Here is a 21872-nt window from a genome sequence, read left to right on the forward strand (position 1 = left end):
ACCGCGCCACAGAACTTCCGCGATATCGGCCATGCCCATAGGGGCTCCGGGATGGCCTGATTTGGCCTTTTGTACGGCGTCCATACTGAGGGCGCGAATAGCGTTAGCGAGTTCTTTATGAGAGGGCATCATTAGCTCCATTGGGTGAAAGATATCCAGAACAAAATATGTCTGCTTATGTATCCAGATTGATAGTTATAACAGATTAATTCGAGCGCTGAGAAGCAAAAAATTTATCATATTAGTTAAAAATCGTCGGCTAAAAACCGATTTATCAATGAGAATGGTTGATTATCGCCACAGCATAAAGGTGATGAGGGCATCAACATAGTGTCAGGTATGCTGCTTTTAGGGTGCTTAATCGCTGAAATAATGGGAGTTTAAAGAAAATTTTTTTGATCGGTTTCTCTGCTTGCCTTCCCCCGGCTTTAGTCGATAATACACCGACCTTGATCTTATGATTGCTTAACTGTTCATCGCTGACTTATCGTCTACATCCACAGAACAATCACAAACAAATGAATCGAGGTGTTATTTTCCGGTTTTGCCGTAGCTGAACCGGTGTTGTGATCTCTCTCTGTGGTGTAACCATCTTGAAACTCAATCTCTCTGCCGTTATCGCATTAATCTGCATTACTTGTATCTGGAGTTACAGCTGGATCGTGATGAAGACTCTGCTGGTTTATATCGGCCCGTTCGATTTCGCTGCGATACGCTGCACATTGGGTGCAGTATTGCTATTACTGGTGCTTAAACTACGTAATCGGGGAATGAAACCGCCACCGCTGGGTACTACTTTTATCATTGGTGTACTACAGACGGTTGGCATGGTCGGTTTTTCCCAGTGGGCGTTGATCACGGGGGGAGCAGGGAAGGTCGCTATTCTGGCATATACCATGCCGTTCTGGGTAATTTTACTGGCGGCGCTGTTCTTAAATGAACGTCTGGTTAAATTGCAGTATTGGGCCACGGCAATAGCTATTTGCGGCATGATTCTGATTTTACAGCCGTGGAATAATAACGGTTCTATGCTGGCTTCCATATTGGCACTGCTATCTGGTTTCTGTTGGGGAGCCAGTGTGATTATTGCCAAGCGTCTGTATCTTCGTACACCAACGGACTTGTTATCGCTCACCACCTGGCAGATGGTGATGGGGGCTATTGTATTAGTGGTTATCGCTCTGTTTGTCCCTTCAAAACCGATTGTCTGGCACCCTTACCTTTGGGGAGGCTTATTGTATAACGCGGTTCTGGCAACGGCGGTTGCCTGGGTGCTATGGATGTTTATTTTGAAACATTTACCCGCTTCTGTTGCCGGGTTAGGTACATTGGCGGTTCCCGTCTGTAGTGCGCTTTTGTCATGGTGGTTATTGGGAGAGCGTCCTAATGGTTCTGAAATGGCAGGTATTATTTGTGTGGTGATGGCACTGGTTCTGGTGAGTTTACCTAAGCGCAGATCACAGAAAACTCTCTGAACCTTTAAATAATAAGAAAAGCTGACGATGGTTCTTTATCGTCAGTTAACGTTCCTGTCTTAGGCTTTAAATGATAATAGCAATCATTTATTATTGGCAATGTTGATTGAAATAATCATTGCCAATCTTAAGGATCTGCCCTATGTCCTCTTCTTGCCCACCCAAACGCGCTGACGGTCAGCGGCAATTGCACGTTATAGCGTCTTATATGCTGACGGAAAATATCCGTCGGGTGATTATGGGGGGCGAAGAACTGGCCGGTTTAGATATTGATACCAGCCTGATAGGCCCTCATTTAAAACTCTTTATTCCACCAGCTAATGCAACATGTTTACTTTGGCCTGAATATGATGCCGTAAAAGGGCGTTTGGTATGGCCGGAGCAGGGGGAACGTCCAACGCTAAGAACCTATAGCCTGCGCGATTATGATGCTCAATTACGTCAGCTGACTATCGATCTGGTTTGTCATAAGGGCGGTGTGGCTTCTGATTGGGCTAAACAGGCTAAAGCCGGTGATAAAATAGGCATTTGGGGGCCGGGGGCTCGTCTGTCCTACAACGGTCAATGGCTGGTACTGGCGGGCGATATATCGGCACTACCAGCGATTAGTTATACCCTTGAGCAAGTATTACCTGCTGAAGCTAAAGGCAAAGCCATTATTGAAGTGCCTTCAGAGGCTGATTTGATTCCTCTGCATGCACCGACAGGAATGGAAATTACCTGGTTAGTCAGGCACCCGGGGCAGGAGAGCGGCTTGATTGATGCCGTTTCTTCGACGCAAATTCCTGCGGGTGTTTCACCCCTTATCTGGGGCGGAATGGAGTGTGATTTAGCAAAAGGATTGCGTCGGGCGATTAAAGATAAGATGGCGCTACAACGTGATGAATACTATCTGGTGAATTACTGGCGCGAAGGCGTACCGGAAGGTGGATTTAACCATTCGTCTGATGAATGACGGCACCATTTAGGGTAAAAATCAAAGAAAAATAGCGGTGTAAGGTAACAATTTATTGTTCCACAGTAGACGATAAAGCGTATTCCTGTAAAACTGGCCTCTCCCTCTATTCAGGATGAATCGATAATGGATGAGTTGATATTCCTTGGTTTTATCATTCTTATCGCTGTACTGGCATCGCCAATAATGGCGCTGGTGGCTATGAGCCGCAGTCGCCACGCCAGAGACGAAGTAAGCCAGCTAAAAAAGCAGGTTGAGTCGTTGCAAAAACAGCTTAACCAGTTGGAAGATATTCCCGTCAGGCGGTCTGCTGCCCCGGAGACGAAGGTTGAATCTGCCATATCACAAAAATTACCAGAGCGGGTTATACCTCCGGTAGCAGATGAATTTGTTCCAGCTATGCCACCGGCGATGGCAGCAAAAAGCGATCTGGAACCTGTCAATTCTCCATTAACATCAGTTGAATCAGTTCCGCCGATTTCAGCGCCGGTTGTGGAACCGGCCAGCGCTCAGACATCATCTGTGAATGTTGCCGCGAAATCCGTTACCACTCCCAAATCAGCACAGCCTCAAACTCAGCCAGTCTCACCCGCTCAAAGTGAAGGTTCAGATATTTTCTCTGGCATAATATCCTGGCTGGTAAAAGGTAACCCGGTAGCAAAATTAGGTATTTTGCTGCTGTTTTTTGGTATTGCCTACCTGCTGAAATATACCATTGAACGGGATATGTTCCCGATTGAGTTACGCCTTGCCAGCTCGGCGCTGATCAGTGTAGTCCTGTTGGCATTAGGATGGCGTTTACGTCATAAGCAGTCTTTGTATGCCCTGATATTGCAGGGGGGTGCCGTGGGGGCGTTGTATCTCACGGTATTTGCTGCTTTCCGAATTTACCAGCTGTTACCCCATACTTTTGCCTTTGTATTAATGCTGGTAATTTGTGCCGCCAGTGTGGCTTTGGCTGTGTTACAGCGGGCATTGAGCCTCGCGATGCTTGCCAGTATTGGTGGTTACCTGTCACCAATATTGCTCTCCACCGGTAGCGCTAACCATATTGGACTGTTCTCTTACTATTTCCTTATTTCCAGTGGCATTCTGTTTATCAGTATCTGGCAATCATGGCGAGTACTTAACCTGCTGGGCTTTGTCTTCACCTTTGGCGTGGCCATTATGTGGGGTGTTGAACATTATCAACCGGAGGATTACCTCTCCTGCCAGCTATTCCTGATTGCCAACTTGATTCTGTTTAGCCTGCTGGCTGAACTGTTTGCGGTGAAGAATCGACTGCAGCAGCATATGGCGATAGATGGAACTCTGCTGTTCGGTCCGCCGTTGATTGGTTTTGCGCTGCAATATGCGATGACTGAACAGTGGCAGTTTGGCCCGGCGTTCTCGGCGCTAGGCTTTGGTCTGATTTATCTGGTGATTACTTGGGCAACGCTGCGCCGTTTCCCACAGGAAGGCAAACGTATCGCATTAGGGTATCTGGCTCTGGGGGGAAGCTTTGTTACGCTGGCGATCCCTCTGGCGCTTTCTGCTCAATGGACTGCGCTGGCCTGGGCACTGGAAGGTCTGGGTATTTTGTGGTTTGGCCTGTTGCAACATCAGCGTCGTTTGAGCTGGAGTGGTAGTGCGCTGCTGGTACTGGCATTAGGTGCCCAATTGGTGGCCTATCAGGATTATCGTTGGGATATCTCTTTACTGTTTGTTTTACCGGTGCTGTTCCTGTGCTTTATTGCCGGTGGTGCTTTATGGCGTCACTTCAAACCAGAGTCTGATGCCTGGAAGGGGATCAGTATGGCGATGTTGGTGGCCGGTATTATGCTCTGGTGCTGGTGGTTGATAGAACTGCCGTTTGCTTTCTGGACCAGAACTTATAGTCTGGAACCAATGTTACTGGCGCTGTTGGGACTCAGTATCTCTATCTGGATATGGCGCATTGCCGGAAACCGCTTAGCATGGCCTGAGCTCAAACAATCGGTTTGGCTATTGTGGCCAGCGGCGGTAATGGCACTGTTCGTGCAACTCAGTAATGACTCGCTGCCAACGGCGTTAGGGTTATGGAATTTGATATGGCTGGCAGTCGTCGCTACGGCACTCTTCCTGTTGCATCGTGATGCTCCTCAACTGCTGAAAGGCAACACAGAAAAACTGGCACATTTGGTTCTCTTCTGGCTGGTATTGGCTTGGGTGGGAAGTGAGGTTTATTGGCGTACCGTTCAAATGGCGTGGGGAATGAACGAATGGCGCTTCTATTTGCAGATGTGCAGTTTGTCGTTAGTTATTTTATTGCTATGGATCGCCGATCGTCGCCAGTACTGGCCGCTTAAGGCGCATGCCAATGTTTATTGGCTGGGTACCATTCCGCTGATGGCGGTGGCAGGTGCGATGCTACTAACCGGCAATATGATGGATGGGCAGATGGTTAACTGGCGCTATATTCCATTGGTTAATCCACTGGAAGAAGCGGCGATGTTCGGTATTTTGATGCTGGTCGTCTGGCTACATCGTATTAGCGCGGTTTTGAAGCCGCATGCCATTCAGTTGGATTCTATTATTCCGTTAGTGGGTTGGGGGCTGGCGTTCTGGTGGTTCAATGGCATTCTGTTGCGGGCACTGGCTTACTATGCCGATATCGCCTGGTGGTTTGATGCGTTGTGGGCATCACGCCTGATCCATACTACCTTTGCCATTGTCTGGACACTTATCGCACTGATTTGTATGGTATTCTCTGCACGTACCGGACGTCGGTTTATCTGGTTCATTGGCGCCGCTTTACTGGGCGTGGTGATCTTTAAATTATTCCTGGTGGATAGCGCTAAAGGTGGCGGCTTAGCCCGTGCCATCGCATTCCTGGGCGTTGCAGTCTTGCTGTTAGTTGTGGGATATTTTTCCCCGTTACCTCCCCGTCAGCCGCTTAAGCAGGAGCCAAAGGCATGATGTCGTTAATAAAAATAAAAAAATCCTCTTTCACTTTACGCGTGGCACTATGTGGGCTGTGTATATCGGTGTTACCGCTGGCCCAGGCTGATGACATTGAGCTAACACCAAAGGATTTTTATAAGGGAGCAGAATTGGACGTTTCTGCGCCATCTCCTTTTTATCGTTTAACGTTGCCGGAAGACGTCTATCTTGAAACGGTCTATCCTGATTTGCGGGATGTTCGGGTGTTTAACAGTTCGGGGCAGGCGGTCACTTTGGCTTTATCTCCGGTGGATAATGACACCACTGAACAACAAAATATCCCATTACGTATTTTCCCGATGCAGATGTCGGTGAATAAACCTGCGGAGAATCAGCAGGATGACCGGGAAACCTTCACGTTTAAATCTGCTGGTGGCGTTGAGGTTAAACTCTATCAGGATGGCGAACGTAAGCCGGAAGCGACTTACCTGTTAGAGCTAAATCAGGATAAAGATAAGCCTGAAGACGTAGGGTTTAACCAAATCATGCTGGACTGGGCTCAAAACAGTACTAACTGGCAGGCGAAAGTTACTCTGTATAGCAGCAGCGATCTGAAAGACTGGCGTAAACAGGCGGATAATGCACCGTTGATGGACTTAACCTCTGGTACCGACCGCCTGTTGCTAAATAATGTTGATATTGATGATAACTACAGTAGCCGACGCGCTCGCTATTGGCTATTGGTGGTGAATAGTGATGAAAAAATAGCGGTTCCGGCAATCTCCAAGGCGCAGGGTGTGGTAATTACCCGACGTACAGCGGTTGAAACTATCGAATTGACGTTTAAGTCTGAAACGGTATCGAAAACTGAAGCGATATATCAGCTACCGCGTCCCCAACCTCTGTCATCCCTTTCTATCGTGCCTGAACAGAGTAATACGGTTTTGCCGGTTAATATTGAGTACCGGAGCAGTGAGCAGGATAAATGGCGTCCTCTGACGACCACCGTGGTATATCAAATTCATGGTGATACCGGATACCGTACTTCAGAACCTTTAACGATGAACCACCTGTTAGTTCAGGGGATTCGGGTGAAAGCGGTAAATGGCAACTGGGGAGATACTGTTCCTAACGTGGTCGCCCAGCGGGAACGGGTAGATGTACTGTTTAACGGACAGGGTAATCCTCCTTATTTGCTGGCATGGGGAGCCAATCAGGCACCTAAAGCGACTATAGGTGTAAACCAGTTAATTCCCGCTGCTGAAATGCAGCAAAATGGATTGCAGGGACTACCTCAGGCTTATGCCGGAAACACGGTAGTACTGGGTGGAGAAGAACGCCTGACGGCAACCTCACCGGTAGAACGCGCTCAACAATGGCAAACCTGGTTATTGTGGGGGTTACTGATTGTTGGCGTTGCCGGATTGGCGTTGGTGGTGTTGAGACTGGCGCGAGAGCTAATGGAGCCTAAAGCTAAGTAACTGAAAAATTTAGTGGTTTGGCTTTAGTGGTTAGCGGCATTCATCGTCGGGCTTGACCCGACGTACTTTGAAACCGGATTCAGATGGTTTTCCGGCCGGCACAATGGTGATATGTGCATATTGCCATTACGGCCGGAATATACTTGAATGCTGATCGATTAGCTCTGCCAGCATAGTCATCAGGTTTTATTTGATGTGCCACTTATTTAATCTCTGGGGCGGTGGCATCACTATTCTGAGGTTCGTTTTCATCCTTCAGAGTTTCAGATTTATTGTTCCCGGCGATATCCGCTTTTTGTTCTGTGATTTTTTCTGTTATCGGGACAGGAGCAATAGTCGCAAGTACTTTCGATTCCCGACCAATAAATAGTGATAGCAAGGTGCGGACGGCCACAATAGAAACCAGCGCTATCAGTTCATTGTAGCCAGGGCTCATGATTGTTCGCAGAATATTGACGGCAATCAGAATTTCCACCCCAAGTAACAAGCGAGAGCAGAGGGGGAGGCGTATCGCCAGCAAACCATTAGAAGCCTGATGTTCACGTTTAATTTCGCTGCGAATAAAGCCAATAACAGCGGCAATAACCGCATAAACGATGATTAATATACTGATAGCACTCAATATATCGTTAATCAGATAAAGTATGTCTACCATATAAATATCCCTGTTGTGGTTAAAACCTCATGACCTCCGCCTCTTTTTCCTTAGAGGGGGTATTAGCATCCCATGAATCGGCACTGGAAAATAGCTGTCAATATTCCCTGTTATATAGATGACCACCAATTACACTAAAACGTTCCGGTGAATATATTTCAAACAATCATGGTCAGGAGAAACAGCTTTCCTTTCAGTACCTCTTCAGGTGCGGTGACAATTTTAATATCCATTAGTTTAAGCATGTAGCCTGGAGTAACGCTGAGATAAGGTGAGTTTTTATTGTTATAACGCATTTTGAATAGTTCATGCATATCGTCTTTGCGTATCACGATGAGCATCTTATCGTTCGGAACTTTGCCATATTGCAGGAAAATGTCTTCCTTTTTTCGCTGGATACCTTCAATAAGATGTTCAAGTAGCGGCATAATGATTCTCGCAGCGAAAGGTTATGGGTAAAAAATATCACTAATTTTGCTTCTGATAAACAAGGATTTCCTGTTGAAGTAAAGAAGAATCTTTATCAGTGAAGCCGTTGTTGATTGTTTTAACAGTACGAATGATTTGATATTAGCGTAAAGGAAAAATTTATGCTTAATTTCTGTGTTTTTTTTAGTAAAACTATGAGTGTTTTATATTTATATTTTACAGATTGATTTCTGGTGTTTAGCGCATTTAAGCTTTTCAATTTTTTATTTGTTGTGTTGAATTGGCTTTTTATTGCAGTTAGAGATTTTTGTTTTTTGATGATGATTTTATTGGTGTTTTTATTTTTATTCTATTTTTAATCACGTTAATTTTTACTTTTTATTTTTCTGAAAAATATATATCTATAGGGGTTATTGTTCATTTGATAATTATCAAAATACTCCTTTGTTAGTATTCATATAATCGCTTTTATTTATGTGAGCGATTTAATTAATGAAATATAAAAATAATGAAACCACTGAGTCTGATAAAGGTAGTTTTGCCATAAATCGGCGACAACTTTTACAAGCAGGAAGCGCGTTGGTCGCGTTACCTTTTATTTCTTCTAAAATAGCAAATGCCACTTCGGAGCCGATTGCACTACCAACTGAAGGTGGAGAAGAACGTATTGTTCAAACCTGTAGTACCTTCGATTGTGGCGGAAAGTGTGATGTTCGGGTTCATATTAAACAAGGCGCTGTTACCCGAATTAGTACACGTCCGGAGGGGGCTCTTGATGAACAAATGCCGGTGATGCGAGCTTGTGTTCGGGGGCGGGCATATCGGCAGTTCGTTTATCATCCAAATCGGCTGAAATATCCAATGCTGCGAGTAGGTAAACGTGGTGAAGGTAAATTCAAGCGTATTAGCTGGGATGAAGCAACAACTCTGATTGCAGAGCAAATGAAACGTATTGGCGACACCTATGGGCCGGCCTCGCGTTTTGCTCATGTAGCAACCGGCGTTTCAGGTGGCTCCTTCTCTGGCGATAAGATGTTAAAGCGCTTGCTGAATCTGACCGGCGGTTATCTTGGCTATTATCATTCCGTCAGTATGGGGAATACAGCGGCAGCAACGCCTTATACCTATGGTGTTGCCGCTTCAGGTAGTTCACTGGATACACTATCAGATACCAAACTGGTGATTTTGTGGGGACATAACCCGACAGAAACCATTTTTGGCCATACCAACCATTTTTATAGAAAGATGAAGGAAAACGGGACGCGTTTTGTTGTGGTCGATCCCCGTTATTCTGATACCGCAACCAGCTATGCAGACCAGTGGATCCCACTGCTGCCGACCACTGATAACGCGATGATGGATGCAATGATGTATGTCATCGTGACGGAGAATTTGCACGATAAAGCCTTTATTGAGCGCCATACCTTAGGATTTGATGAGCAGCATATGCCGGAAGGCATTCCTGCTAATGAATCGCTGGTGGCTTATTTGACGGGGGCAAAAGATGGCGTAGCCAAAACGCCGGAATGGGCAGAGAAAATCACGAAAGTACCAGCACAGACCATACGCCAATTGGCGCGGGACTACGCGACAACTAAACCTGCTGCATTAATTCAAGGGTGGGGCCCACAGCGGCACATTTGTGGTGAACGAACAGCCAGAGCCTCAACACTGTTGGCGACTATCACGGGTAATGTGGGTATTAAAGGCGGTTGGGCAGGCGGTTATGGCGGTATTGGCAGCCGTAAGTTTATGACGGGTATTGCTCAGCCGCAAAATCCGGTAAAGGCGACTATCTCTATTATGAACTGGATGCAGGCAGTAGAAGATGCCTCAAAAGTCAGACCGGAAGATGGTTTAAAAAATGCGGATAAGCTGGATACCAATATCAAAATGATATTTTCGTTGGCGGGTAACTATCTGGCTAACCAGAATCCGGATATCAATAAAACGATTAAATTGCTGGAAGATGAGTCTAAGGTTGAGTTCATTGTTGCCAGCGATCTGTTTCTTACCCCCAGTGCCAAATATGCAGATTTACTCTTACCAGAAACCAGCTTTATGGAACGCTGGAATATCGGCGAAACCTGGGGAACCGGCAGCTATTTTATGCTATCCGAAAAAGTGATTGAGCCTGCTTTTGAATGTCGTTCAGATTATGAGTGGCTGCGCGAAGTGGCAGCTAAAATGGGGGTAGAAAAAGCCTTTAGTGAAGGGCGAGATGAAAAACAGTGGATTGAATATATTGTCGAACAAACGCGAACGGCGATGCCGGAAGAAAATCTACCTTTGAACAATTGAAGGTACAGCGTCAGCACCTGTTCAAAAGCGCGCCTCACGTTGCCTTTGAAAAGAATATCACTGATCCACAAAACAATCCGTTTACTACACCCTCTGGCAAGATAGAGATATTCTCTAAGCGTCTGTATGACATGCAGAATCCTGAAATCCCTGCACTCTCTCACTATGTCCCGGCCACGGAAGGGCCTGAGGATAAATTGATTGAAAAATATCCTTTACAGATGATTACCTGGAAAGGTAAGCATCGTGCCAACTCCACTCAATATGCCAATCCATGGTTACAGGAAGTTGAACCACAAACGCTGTGGATAAACCCGCAAGATGCTAAAAACAGGCAAATTGCTCAGGGTGATGAAGTACAGATCTATAACGACCGGGGTGTGAGTCGGGTTCCGGTTGAAGTGACGTCACGCATAATGCCGGGGGTTGTTGCGATGCGTTCCGGAGCCTGGTGGAGCCCTGATAAAGACGGAGTGGATCGGGGAGGATGCGCTAACGTATTAACTTCAACCCGCATGACCGCGTTGGCAAAGGGTAATTCCCATCAGACACTACTGGTTGAGGTGAAAAAAGTATGACTAATTTTGTGGAATTTAAACCAGTCAGTGACAAACAACTAGGTTTCTTTATTGATTCTTCGCTGTGTTCCAGTTGCAAAGCCTGTCAGGTTGCCTGTAAAGACAAAAACGATTTGGAAGTTGGTCGTCGTTTTCGCCGAATCTACTCAGTTACCGGTGGAGGCTTTATTGATAATGGCAGTGGCGCTTATCAGAATAATGTCTATTCGTATAATCTCTCTATTGCCTGTAATCATTGTGATGACCCAGCTTGCGTGAAGAACTGCCCGACAACGGCAATGCATAAGCGAGAAGGGGATGGCATTGTAAGGGTTAATACAGATAAATGTATTGGTTGCGGTTACTGCTCATGGTCATGTCCTTATGGCGCGCCTCAAATGAATAAACAGACCGGACAAATGTCGAAGTGCGATTTCTGTGTTGATCTACAGGCTCAGGGAGAATCACCGGTGTGTGTGGCGACCTGCCCGCTAGGGGCAATAAAGTTTGGCCCAATTGAAGCGCTGCGTAAACAATATGGAATGTTGAGTGAAGTTCGTGGATTGCCTTCTTCGGCAATAACCAAACCGAATCTGGTGATTAAAGCGCATTCTGGTGCTGAAGAGGGAGTAACAAATCATGCATGAATGGCCATTAATCCTCTTTACGCTACTGACGCAAGCTGCCGTTGGCGCGACATTATTTTCGGCACTGTATGCCTGCTGGATCAATCATGAATCCGGTGTTTCTGTAGGTTACTACATCATAAAACCGGTATTGATGATTATCTGTCTGATGGCAGCGATCGGGCTGTTGTGTTCCGTTGCTCATCTTGGTTACCCAATGAATGCTTTTAACTCATTACGCCATGCAGCAACCTCATGGTTGAGTCGTGAGATTATTTTTACCGGCGTATTTTTTGGGGTTATCTGCCTTATCACATTACGTACTTTAATGACCCGGCGTGTATCTCGTACTTTGCTGGCACTGGCGGCATTACTGGGTATTATCGATATCTATTGTATGGGGGAAGTATATCGCCATACACAGATAGTAACCTGGGCACATCTGAATACTCAGTTTACTTTTATCGGTACATTGATAACGCTGGGAGCTTGTATTGCCACGCTGTTGATTACGCTCAGAAGTAAAGGCAAAGTCAGTGATAAGTTGTTATTTAAGATGGTATGTGTAGCGGTATTACTGACAGGGATTAGCTTGGTTGGGCGTTTGTTGGTACTGCCTGATTATCTTGATGAAATACAGCGTTTATCAATGAATGGCATGGTGACCTTTCCTTACGATGCCACAACACTTTTTAACCATTCACCACTCTTACGTTGGGGAGCATGGGTAGCTGCATTATCAGGTTTGCTGGTCATGTTATTTGCTCTTTACTTCGGCCGTCAGAAAGTGATTTTTCGCCAGCCACTTATGTTGGTATCTGGTTGCATATTAGTTATTTTGGCTGAAATTATCTTCCGGTATGCTTTTTTCTTAATTAGCTAAGCGACAGGGCTGGAGAAATATTTCTCCAGCCCTGATCGATAATGCTTGAATTCAATTATGTATTTCTCATTCCAATAATAGTAAATATTATATTTTCTTTTTTATTCAGATATTAGTTTTAGTTATTTTGAATAAATTGAATTATTTATTTGAGTTAAGTGTTAAATGCATTGGTTTATTTTAATTTAAACAACTACATCAATAACCATAATGAGACAGCGTAATCAATTTGGGGGATGCTATTGATGTAGATCAGTAAAGTACTTTCTCAAGTAATCGTATTATCACTTCACATAATAATAAACGTCCTTATATTCCTTTCTTGTTACCATGAGGGTAATGTCGATGCAGAGCAAAAAAATAGCGCGCCCTGGCGAGGTGTCGCGGCGGGAGTTTATTAAAACTTCCGTGGCTGCCACTGGTGCAGCCGCAGTGGCGGGGTCATTAACCTTGCCATTTACTACTACGGCGGTTGCAGCACCCGAGGCCGCTTCATCAGAAACCATTAAATACAGTGCTTGTCTGGTTAACTGCGGAAGCCGTTGCCCACTGAAGGTACATGTTAAAGATGGCGTTATCACTAAAATTTCCAGCGAAACCGATTTTGATGATTCCACTTATGGCGAGCATCAAATTCGACCCTGTCTGCGGGGGCGTTCAGTGCGTTGGAAAACCTATAACCCTGACCGGATTAAGTATCCGATGCTCCGTACCGGAGCCAGAGGTGAAGGCAAATTTAAACGTATTAGTTGGGATGAAGCCACAACTATTCTGGCGGATAAATTAAAATATACCGTTGAAAAATATGGTAATGAGGCGATTTACTATCAGTATGGTTCCGGTTCAACGGGGGCCAACCTGCAAGGTCGTAATGCCTGTAAGCGTATGCTCAATTTGTATGGTGGTTTCCTCGATCAGCACGGAACTTACTCTACGGCGCAGATCAACACCGTTATGCCGTATGTATACGGCGGTCTGGCAGAAACTCTGCTGCTGGAAATTAAAAACTCCGATCTGGTGGTGATGTTCGGACACAATCTGGCAGAAACCCGTATGTCTGGCGGCGGTCAGTTTTATGAAACGCTGAACGCCCTGAAACAAAGTCATGCGCGGGTGATTATTATTGATCCACGTATGACCGACAGTGTTACCACGCTGGATGCCGAATGGATCCCTATCTATCCGGGAACCGATAGTGCGCTGGTGGCGGCTATTGGTTACACGCTGATTAAAGAAAATCTCACCGATGAAGCGTTCCTGAAAACCTACTGTGTTGGTTGGGATGAAACCACGCTGCCTGAATCTGCGCCAAAAAATGGTTCTTACAAAGATTATTTGTTAGGAAATGGCCCGGATAATATTGCTAAAACCCCGGAATGGGCGAGCGAAATTACCGGTATTTCACCAACTCGCATTATCCAACTGGCGCGTGAAATTGGTTCCGCTAAGGCTGCATGGATTTCTCAGGGATGGGGCCTGCAGCGTACCGCCAACGGTGAGCAAGCTTCCCGTTCTATCATGATGTTGCCATTAATGACGGGTCACATTGGCCGCGCCGGTACTAACACTGGTGCATGGGGCGGAAACGTAGCCTATTCCGTGCCGGGATTTGCTATCCCTAATCCGATTAAAACTGCCATTCCTTGCTTTATGTGGACGGATGCCATTACTCGCGGAACCGAGATGACCGCGAAAAATGCGCACGTCAAAAATAAAGATAAGCTGACAACCAACGTGAAGTTTCTGTGGAATTATGCCAGTAACGTCATGATGAACCAGCATTCGGACGTGAATAGGACTCATGAAATTCTGCAGGATGAATCGCTGTGTGAATTTATTCTGGTGTGGGAAACTCACATGACAGCCAGCGCTAAATATGCTGACCTGCTGTTGCCGGATGTGACTTCCGTTGAGTCAAACGATTTGATCAATAACTCCTATGCCAGTGGTGCTTATAACTACTGTATCCGTTTGCAGAATACCATTGAACCGCTTTGGGAATGTCGCCAGTCTTATGATGTTTTGGCTGAAGTGGCGCAAAAATTGGGTATTCGCGAGCAGTTTACCGAAGGGCGCACCCACGAGCAGTGGATTGAATATTGCTACAATAAAATGCGCGAAAAGGATCCAACCTTACCTGAGTTTGCTCAAACCAATGATAAGGGTATCGTCGCTCGCGTACTGGCAGACAGCTCTAAATCTATTGCATTGAAAGATTATCGTGACGATCCTCAGGCCAATCCTCTGAAGACCCCGTCGGGCAAAATTGAGATTTACTCAGAAGCTTTGGCGACTATCGCCTCTACCTGGGAATTGACGGAAGGGGATCGTATCCCGGCCGTGCCTGAGTATTGCCCAACCTTTGAAGGGGTTAGCGATAAGGCTGTACAAGAGCTGTATCCACTTCAAATGACGGGTTTCCACGATAAAGGCCGGGTGCACTCTTCATACTATTCAGTCGCCATGCTGCGTGAAGCCGTACCTCACATGATGTGGATGAACCCTATTGATGCACGAGCTCGTAAGCTAAATCACGGTGATATGGCGGAAGTATTTAACGATCGAGGCCGTATTCGTATTGCTGTCAAAGTGACTGAGCGTATTTTGCCGGGCGTTATCGGCGTACCACAGGGCGCATGGCGTAATACCAACGAGCAAGGGGTAGATGTGGGCGGATGTATTAATACGCTGACCACCCAACGGCCGTCTCCACTGGCTAAGGGCAATCCTCAACATACCAACCTCGTTGAAGTAAAACGTGCATAAGGAGATAGTGATGAAACAGTATGGTTTTTACGTAGATAGCTCCAAGTGCACAGGGTGTAAAACTTGTCAGATTAGCTGCAAAGACGAAAAGGATTTGCAACTGGGGCCAAAACTGCGCCGGGTTTATGAGTTTGGTGGAGGTACCTGGTCTAAGCAGGGAAATTTATGGACACAAAACGTGTTCAATTATTATCTGTCTATTGCCTGTAACCATTGTTCTAAACCAACTTGTGTAGAAGGGTGCCCGACAGGGGCAATGCATAAGCGTGCGGAAGATGGACTGGTAGTGGTTAATCAGGATATCTGTGTTGGCTGCCGCTATTGTGAAATGCGCTGTCCTTATGGCGCACCTCAGTTTGATGAATCGAAGAAAGTCATGGCCAAGTGTGATGGTTGCTATGAGCGAGTAGGGCAAGGGCTGAAACCAGTTTGTGTCGAATCTTGTCCTCAGCGTGCGTTGGACTTTGATGAAATCAGTGTATTGCATGAAAAGTACGGCTATCAAAATGGCGTTGCTCCATTGCCGGATCCATCGCTGACCTCACCGAATCTGGTGATTAAAGCCCATCGGGATGCAAAACCTTGCGGTGATACATCCGGTCATATTCAGAATCCGGCGGAGGTGTAAGATGCATGAGTTACCACTGGTATTTTTTACCGTACTTGGACAAAGCGCCGTAGGGCTGTTTTTGTTGGCCTTTGTCAGCTATCAGCTCAAATTAAGCGACTGGGAACAGCTCAGACGAGCCAACCTGTTGGCACTGGTGTTGATGGCGATTGGCCTGATCTGCAGTATTTTCCACCTGGGGCAGATTTTCCGCATGTTTAACGTGATGGCCGGAATAGGTCGCTCACCAATGAGTAATGAAATCGCGCTATGTGGCGCTTTCTTTGCTTTGGCTTGCGGTACTCTGTTCTTTAGCTACATCAAGAAAAACGTCGGGATCGCCAGCGTACTCAATGTGGCAACCATTCTGCTTGGGTTGGCTTTTGTCTGGTCAATTACCAAAGTGTATCAACTGCAAACCGTAGGCAGTTGGAATACGGGCTACACCGCACAGCAAATGTGGCTTACCGTATTGGTTGGCGGCGGAGCCTGTGCTGTTTTAGCCGGGGTTCGTAAGGTTGGTGCCATTGCGTTATTGATTGGTGCAATTGTCAGTCTGGTGGCTAAACCGGGTTATTTGAGCTTTGTTAATCAGGTTGAACCCGCACTCTCTTCCCAACAGACGCTGTTTTGGGGTATTCAGACCTTCTGTCTGGCTCTGGCGGTGCTGGTTGCGGTAGTGGTGTTGATTAAACATAAGGGCTTGGGTTCTGTTCTGGCTCTTGGTTCTGCTGGTGTGGTAGTTGGAGAACTGGCTTCCCGCGTTGCATTTTACAATTTGTGGTCAATAGCCATGTAACCATTTCAGGCTGACCGGAGAGCCGGTCAGCCTGTTGTGAAACACTCAAAAAGGCCCTGCTGTTATGCTAATGAATACCACTATTCCCCGAATTATCGGAGCCTGCTTTTATTATCCGCCTCAAACGGCGTTGATCGCAGTATTACCCGATTTGGTAACACTATTTCCCTGGCCGCAGCCAGAGTCGGTTCGTCAACAAACTGAGCGCCTGACTGAGTTTGATGCAGAAACCTTGATGCATGATTATTCCATGTTGTTTGAAGGAATAGGGGTAATGCCCGCACCTCCCTGGGGCTCAGTCTATCTGGAGCGTGAAAATCTGTTGATGGGAGATTCCACCCTCAATTATCGTCAGTTCCTTGCTCAGCAGGGAATGGTGACCAATACCGATAACCCGGAACCGGAAGATCAGTTTGGCTTGATGTTAATGGCCTTTGCTTATTTACTGGAATCAGATAAACCGGCGGCAGCGCAACAGTTGCTGAGCGAACATTTGTTGCCTTGGGCAGAACGTTATCTGACATTGGTACAGGCCAGTGATACTGAGCAAGACTTTTATCCACAATTGGCAGAGATAGCCAGGCTCTATCTGCAAACCCTTCAACAGCAGCTTAATGTGCCGGTTGAAGCAAAGGAACTTTATCTCTGATGAAAGATGAGCGCTTTTATAAAGCTTATATGGAGCATCGAACCGTTAGCCGACGGGGGTTGCTGCGTGGTTTGCTTAAAGGTGCTCAGACTATCCCTGATTTATCGGTGGTGAGTCATCATCAAAAAGCCGAAGTGATTCGTCCGCCGGGAGCTGTTGATGAGGCAATTTTTCAACAGACTTGTACCGGTTGTGGAGATTGCGCTTCCGCCTGCCCTGAGTTTTTGATCGTACTGAACGCATCTCTGCCTGAGCTCGATTTTATTTCCAATTATTGTACCCGCTGCGAACGTTGTGTTCAGGCCTGCGGTACCGGTGCCTTGCAAAGCGGTTTATTCAATATTAATGCTCGATCTGAGTTAAATCATGCTTGTCAAAACAGCTATATGTATTGCGATAGCTGTTCCGGGCGCTGTGATAAAAACGCTATTCAGTGGCAAAGCGGGCGGGCACCGGTTATTAAAACTGAACGGTGCGATGGCTGTGGCGAATGTGTATTTGTTTGTCCGGTAAATGCACTGGAAATGGTGGTAATATAACGGTCGTTGATTATTCGATAACCGGTTTTAGGGAAGAGAGATTGTGAAGATATTCATTTGGATTTTTACTCTTACAGGTTTGTTGTTGCTCTCTTTAGCCGGATATGTCGGTTATTCTGCTTATAGCCTCGAAGGTAATGGGACCAAAACCACAGGGACTATTATTGCGTTAAATGGTACGCATCCTGTGGTTCGGTTTGTCACTGAAGAAGGAGAGCGGGTGACCTTTGAATCTTCTTTTGGCTCCAGTAGCTATAAGGAACAGTTGGGTAATGATATTGACGTGGTGTATCGACCTGACGCACCTCAGCAAGCAGAGCTCGGCGGCTTTTTTTCCCAATATTTGGTTCCGATTATTTTGGGAATAATGGGTCTGGTTTTTACTTTGATTGGCATTATCCCTGCATTAGTTATTCGCTCCCGGGGGAAAAAGAAAATCCGATTATTACATCAGGGCAGACCAATTAAGGCATTGATTACTGACGTTGAATTAAATCGTTCAATTGAAATCAATGGCCGCTCACCGTTCAGGATTGTGTGCCAGTGGCGTAATACGCTGGCTAATGAACTCTATATTTTTACCAGCGAAAATATTTACTTCGACCCACGCCCTTATATTGAGCAACAGGAGATAATGGTCTATATTGAAGCCGCGCGCGATAAATGACAGATGTTTACTGTGATAAATCGACGCGCTTTCATTTTCCAATGGCGCAACTGAATTTCAGTATTATGCATCCGGTTGTATTGGCCATTCAATATTAGGTACGGTATTTACATCAACTCTAATCAATAATATCCGGTACTTTTTCCATGCCTTAAGTCGCTCTATTTCTTCAATCGTAGCCATATCAAATTCAACCGCATCAACCAATGGTGCTATTCTCTCATTTGCTAATGCCAAATAGGTGGATTTTTCGGCATCAGCAGCAGCGATAAGCTCCTCTTTTGTTGCCTCTGGAATATCATCCCAGTATGGCAATCCATCAGCACTAGCAGTACGTACTTTACCAGTTGGTGGTTCGGCGGCTGCAAATTCGTCATAAATAGAGTCAGGAACCGGGATACAGTCATCGGGCCACACGCCGTGAGACTCATAAGTAGAACGCTCAGAATCAGGGTAAAATGCATTATTTTTTGCACTAAAGTTATACATATTAGATACCTTCTGCGCGCCAGAAATAAGCGCTTGCTGAATTCGTGGGGGGATTAGTTGCCATCATTGTTCTACATCGAAAGCCTATATTTGTTGTTGCTGTATCATCCAATACTATAGATTGTGCATATGACGGATAAGCTCCCTCTCGAAAACCGAAAATTATTGTGAATGGACGATTAGAAAACGCAATTGGAAACGTCACATTAGATAACCCATTATTCCCGATTGCAGAACCCCATTGAGTAAGCAACCCTGATGGCTCTCGCTTCCAGCCATTTTGAGCAAGGTTTGCGCCAAACATAATTGAGTGCTTAAACACCGCATCACCGGTTGCGTGCCACACTTTAGCTTGTTCAACAATGAAGGTCGCGCTCTCAGTAGGTTTTAACGTGAGAGTTGTTACTGTTGACATAGGGATGGATATACTGTTGGATGAGTTTCCAACGGAAATGGTGATATTGGTATCTTTCACATTCCAGATAGTTATTGTTTGACCACAACCCACGATATTACTTATATCAGGTAATGTGTAGGCTGATGGTGAGCTATAGTCCACCCAAAAACGAGCTCCAAGTTGTGCTGTGGTTATCTTACTAGTAGTTAATAGACTTACATTACTATAAAAATTACCTTTGCTTTGTAGAGTTTTGGGGTTAACAACTTTCTCTGTACTTCCCCGTCAAGTACCTCACTTGCTGTCGCAAAAGGAATACTACTCAATTTACTCTCAGCTAAATCATAAGCCTTCTTTACGGCACTGGCAGTAGCTGCATCAGTACTTGATTCACTGTTCGTTGCTGAGCTTAGCTTAACAATACCCGCCGTTGTCAGTGAGGCCGCGCCAGTTTTACCCTCTAGCACCTTTTTTAAATATGCAGTCCGGTTAGTCAGATTACGCAACGGCACATTCATAACGCCACCGGGTCCACCTAATGCTCGGTCAGATGTTTCTAACTGTCTAACGCCTTCCCATGCTTCTTGTTCTGGTAAATCAGCCATTGGATATGCTCCCTAAGTTATATTGGCCATCAAGGTATTTGGTACCATCAAGACGGAATGCCGCCTCCTGGTAGTCGAGACTTTCTAAGTAGCTCCGGGCAGGCGCAAACGCGATAATCGCTTTGCGTAAGTTGTCTGCCTGATCGTTGGTAATGGCCTCTTTTAGGATTATCCGGTATCTGGCCCATGCAGAACCGTCCCCCAGCACATGAGAGCCATCGAGCAGAACGGAACCGTCCAACGACCAGTCATAGATGTTTTCTATTAGCTCAACTTCACCGAATCCAAACCGCCTTATGACCTCACGAACGGCCCAAGGGGTACCTTTATAGCGGTGAAGCTCTATAGCACCTTTAATCAGGTCGCGTTTTGCATCGTCAGATTCAACTAATTCCCATCCATCACCCAATAAGCTGAATTGTTCGGCTAAAAAAGGGAAAACGGCAGAGTTAACGAGGTCAATCAAGTAAACCAGAACAACTTCCAGCTCCAGTTCATCAAATATCTCTTCAGCCATCTGACTGAGTGCAGCAAAACGAACATCACCGGCTAATGGCGGCGATATATGGCTGCTATTCATCGCTGATACCCACTGGATGAACCTGAATGTCAGTACAAACTGCCCATTCGTAAGGTTTAACAATACGTTTGGCTGGGCTATTCAGGGTGATGTCATATACGCCAGAAACAGAGAGCGTTTTGCTTACCTGATGAGGAACGATATCAACCCCCAGTCTCAGCGCTCTTGCCGCTTCCCATGCTGTTATCGTTTTTTCAGCAAGGCTGATTGTTGTAGTGACATCAGCGGAGCGGTACAACGTCAATTCAGCGTTAATATCGTATTCAACTATCTCAGGCACTTTGACTAAAACACGGTCATTGATAGGTCGTTTTTTCTCGGAACTGAGCTTGGTTTCAATAAGCTGAATGAGCTCCACTGTTGGAAGCCCATCTTTGGTTAATGGGTATATCCAAACTTGCCCTGGCGGTATACGGTTATCCAAATCAGGTCCAAGAACGACCACATCAATAATGGATTGGTGAACGGATAAGGCGTGAAACTTATAAGCACCATAACTCCCGGCGCTGGTATAACCTTCAGGTGCCAACATCATCCGCTCACGTAATGCCGGTGTTGTTTCCTCATCATCACCGCCAGTGGTAGTACTGGTATTACTGACCAATAAACCGGCATCCAGAAGACGTTCTGATTTGTTGATTTTGCCGGGGAGATATCCATTACCCTGTTGGCCAACAACCTGGCAGGTTGCGCTAACATCCACCGACAATGAGCCAGCTGGAATAACAACATCCAGATCCGTACTGAAGGAAACGCTGCCATCTTCATTACCGACGACAGTAAACATAGGAATGAAGATGTCCTTGCTTAATACTGCATCTAGTTGCCAGCATAACGTACAACGCGCCGGTTGGGCTGGTAGGCGGATAACACCAACCAACTCGGCCAGATAGTCAATGATAGGTGCTTCACTAAAGCGGGGTAACATTTGTTCCCCGGTATGCTGAATTCGGGCTAATGTACGGGTTTTGGCATAAGCCAGCAGATTAATAAACAGATGCTCAATCTGAGCCGGGTACAATTTTTTACCTGATATCTCTTCATAGCGGGCAATCAAATCCAGCTCAATAGCTTTGGGGTCAATGCTGACAAACTCAGGTGGTGCTAGTTCGCTCATAAGCAACCTCACTTTCTTCTATACCGTCTGCCACTTTCCATTTAACGCGTAAGGTGACCTTGGAACTGTCTATATCAACAATAACCTGAATAACTGTTACTCTCGGCTCCCAGCGCTTTATAGCCTCCACTGACTCACGGACAAGGTAAGGCGTGATGAGATTGGCTGGCCAGTCGATGTATTTATTGATATCAGAACCAAACTCAGGTCGATGTGGGTCACTCCCTTTAGGTGTTAACAGAATGACCCGAATCGCCTGGTTTAAATCCGACAAGCCTTCAACGACAGAACCGGGAATTCCCAGTTCTGGTTGCCAATGCGCTGATGTGATGGAGTTCAGTATTTTCATACGGCTATGATAGCTGGATGGGAAAATACTGATTTTAATGAAGGT

21 protein-coding genes and 1 pseudogene are annotated in these 21872 nt (G+C 45.9%); 13 read left to right on the forward strand and 9 right to left on the reverse strand.

All coding sequences use genetic code 11. The annotated features are described in order from the left end of the window. On the reverse strand, positions 1 to 129 hold a 129-nt coding region (locus I2494_RS04375), incomplete at its 3' end, for a hypothetical protein (RefSeq protein ID WP_228350870.1). A 464-nt stretch (positions 130 to 593) separates the two neighbouring features. On the opposite strand from I2494_RS04375, the gene I2494_RS04380 reads away from it, so the two are divergent. The 4 genes from I2494_RS04380 to I2494_RS04395 all read left to right on the forward strand — a co-directional run bounded on the left by I2494_RS04380 (position 594) and on the right by I2494_RS04395 (position 6812). Next, a complete protein-coding gene (locus tag I2494_RS04380) occupies positions 594 to 1475 on the forward strand; it encodes a DMT family transporter (RefSeq protein ID WP_267081215.1) in 882 nt (293 codons plus the stop codon). 142 nt (positions 1476 to 1617) lie between these two features. Then, on the forward strand, positions 1618 to 2430 hold the full coding sequence (locus I2494_RS04385; RefSeq protein WP_218468096.1) for a siderophore-interacting protein: 813 nt from the start codon (positions 1618 to 1620) through the stop codon (positions 2428 to 2430). A 126-nt stretch (positions 2431 to 2556) separates the two neighbouring features. Continuing rightward, entirely contained in the window at positions 2557 to 5367 is a 2811-nt protein-coding gene (locus tag I2494_RS04390; protein ID WP_218468097.1) for a DUF2339 domain-containing protein, read from the forward strand. Beyond that, a complete protein-coding gene (locus I2494_RS04395) occupies positions 5364 to 6812 on the forward strand; it encodes a DUF3999 domain-containing protein (protein ID WP_218468098.1) in 1449 nt (482 codons plus the stop codon). Before I2494_RS04390 ends, I2494_RS04395 begins: the two co-directional genes overlap by 4 nt. A gap of 202 nt (positions 6813 to 7014) precedes the next feature. Here the strand turns inward: I2494_RS04395 and I2494_RS04400 are convergent, their stop codons facing one another. Continuing rightward, a complete protein-coding gene (locus tag I2494_RS04400; protein WP_218468099.1) occupies positions 7015 to 7467 on the reverse strand; it encodes a DUF1622 domain-containing protein in 453 nt (150 codons plus the stop codon). A 158-nt stretch (positions 7468 to 7625) separates the two neighbouring features. Next, positions 7626 to 7895 (reverse strand): hypothetical protein, encoded by a 270-nt coding sequence (locus I2494_RS04405; protein ID WP_218468100.1) that lies wholly within the window; start codon positions 7893 to 7895, stop codon positions 7626 to 7628. A 493-nt stretch (positions 7896 to 8388) separates the two neighbouring features. On the opposite strand from I2494_RS04405, the pseudogene I2494_RS04410 reads away from it, so the two are divergent. The 9 genes and pseudogenes from I2494_RS04410 to I2494_RS04450 all read left to right on the forward strand — a co-directional run bounded on the left by I2494_RS04410 (position 8389) and on the right by I2494_RS04450 (position 18290). Then, positions 8389 to 10775, forward strand: a pseudogene (locus I2494_RS04410) (DMSO/selenate family reductase complex A subunit). Continuing rightward, positions 10772 to 11401 (forward strand): DMSO/selenate family reductase complex B subunit, encoded by a 630-nt coding sequence (locus I2494_RS04415; RefSeq protein ID WP_218468101.1) that lies wholly within the window; start codon positions 10772 to 10774, stop codon positions 11399 to 11401. Before I2494_RS04410 ends, I2494_RS04415 begins: the two are co-directional and overlap by 4 nt. After that, positions 11394 to 12263, forward strand: coding sequence for a dimethyl sulfoxide reductase anchor subunit family protein (locus I2494_RS04420; protein WP_218468102.1), 870 nt, complete (start codon positions 11394 to 11396; stop codon positions 12261 to 12263). Before I2494_RS04415 ends, I2494_RS04420 begins: the two co-directional genes overlap by 8 nt. A 345-nt stretch (positions 12264 to 12608) precedes the next feature. Then, positions 12609 to 15029 carry a DMSO/selenate family reductase complex A subunit gene (locus I2494_RS04425; protein ID WP_218468103.1) on the forward strand — a complete coding sequence of 807 codons (2421 nt, stop codon included), beginning with the start codon at positions 12609 to 12611 and terminating at the stop codon, positions 15027 to 15029. A 10-nt stretch (positions 15030 to 15039) separates the two neighbouring features. Continuing rightward, the gene (locus I2494_RS04430; protein WP_218468104.1) at positions 15040 to 15657 is read left to right on the forward strand and encodes a DMSO/selenate family reductase complex B subunit; all 618 of its coding nucleotides are present in this window, start codon (positions 15040 to 15042) and stop codon (positions 15655 to 15657) included. A gap of 1 nt (position 15658) precedes the next feature. Beyond that, positions 15659 to 16435, forward strand: a complete 777-nt coding sequence (locus tag I2494_RS04435) for a dimethyl sulfoxide reductase anchor subunit family protein (protein WP_218468105.1) — start codon at positions 15659 to 15661, stop codon at positions 16433 to 16435. Positions 16436 to 16499: 64 nt separating this feature from the next. Beyond that, positions 16500 to 17084, forward strand: coding sequence for a Tat proofreading chaperone DmsD (dmsD, locus tag I2494_RS04440; protein ID WP_218468106.1), 585 nt, complete (start codon positions 16500 to 16502; stop codon positions 17082 to 17084). Then, positions 17084 to 17623: a 4Fe-4S binding protein gene (locus I2494_RS04445; RefSeq protein ID WP_218468107.1), complete on the forward strand. Its 540-nt coding sequence runs from the start codon at positions 17084 to 17086 to the stop codon at positions 17621 to 17623. The genes dmsD and I2494_RS04445 overlap by 1 nt, the downstream gene beginning before the upstream one ends. Before the next feature lie 43 nt (positions 17624 to 17666). Then, on the forward strand, positions 17667 to 18290 hold the full coding sequence (locus I2494_RS04450; RefSeq protein WP_218468108.1) for a DUF3592 domain-containing protein: 624 nt from the start codon (positions 17667 to 17669) through the stop codon (positions 18288 to 18290). A 63-nt stretch (positions 18291 to 18353) separates the two neighbouring features. Here the strand turns inward: I2494_RS04450 and I2494_RS04455 are convergent, their stop codons facing one another. Genes I2494_RS04455 through I2494_RS04480 form a run of 6 tightly spaced genes read right to left on the reverse strand, consistent with a single transcriptional unit; the run spans position 18354 to position 21827 of the window. Beyond that, the gene (locus I2494_RS04455; RefSeq protein WP_218468109.1) at positions 18354 to 18779 is read right to left on the reverse strand and encodes a tail fiber assembly protein; all 426 of its coding nucleotides are present in this window, start codon (positions 18777 to 18779) and stop codon (positions 18354 to 18356) included. Between the two features lies 1 nt (position 18780). Continuing rightward, on the reverse strand, positions 18781 to 19338 hold the full coding sequence (locus I2494_RS04460) for a gp53-like domain-containing protein (RefSeq protein ID WP_218468110.1): 558 nt from the start codon (positions 19336 to 19338) through the stop codon (positions 18781 to 18783). A 53-nt stretch (positions 19339 to 19391) separates the two neighbouring features. Beyond that, positions 19392 to 19781, reverse strand: a complete 390-nt coding sequence (locus I2494_RS04465; RefSeq protein ID WP_218468111.1) for a phage tail protein — start codon at positions 19779 to 19781, stop codon at positions 19392 to 19394. Beyond that, positions 19774 to 20361: a phage tail protein I gene (locus tag I2494_RS04470; protein WP_218468112.1), complete on the reverse strand. Its 588-nt coding sequence runs from the start codon at positions 20359 to 20361 to the stop codon at positions 19774 to 19776. Before I2494_RS04470 ends, I2494_RS04465 begins: the two co-directional genes overlap by 8 nt. Further along, on the reverse strand, positions 20354 to 21478 hold the full coding sequence (locus tag I2494_RS04475; RefSeq protein ID WP_218468113.1) for a baseplate assembly protein: 1125 nt from the start codon (positions 21476 to 21478) through the stop codon (positions 20354 to 20356). Before I2494_RS04475 ends, I2494_RS04470 begins: the two co-directional genes overlap by 8 nt. After that, entirely contained in the window at positions 21456 to 21827 is a 372-nt protein-coding gene (locus tag I2494_RS04480; protein WP_130590765.1) for a GPW/gp25 family protein, read from the reverse strand. The genes I2494_RS04475 and I2494_RS04480 overlap by 23 nt, the downstream gene beginning before the upstream one ends. Positions 21828 to 21872: the final 45 nt, after the last annotated feature.

The sequence above is a fragment of the Limnobaculum allomyrinae genome (genome assembly GCF_016649425.1).
Classification (GTDB): Bacteria; Pseudomonadota; Gammaproteobacteria; order Enterobacterales; family Enterobacteriaceae; genus Limnobaculum; species Limnobaculum allomyrinae.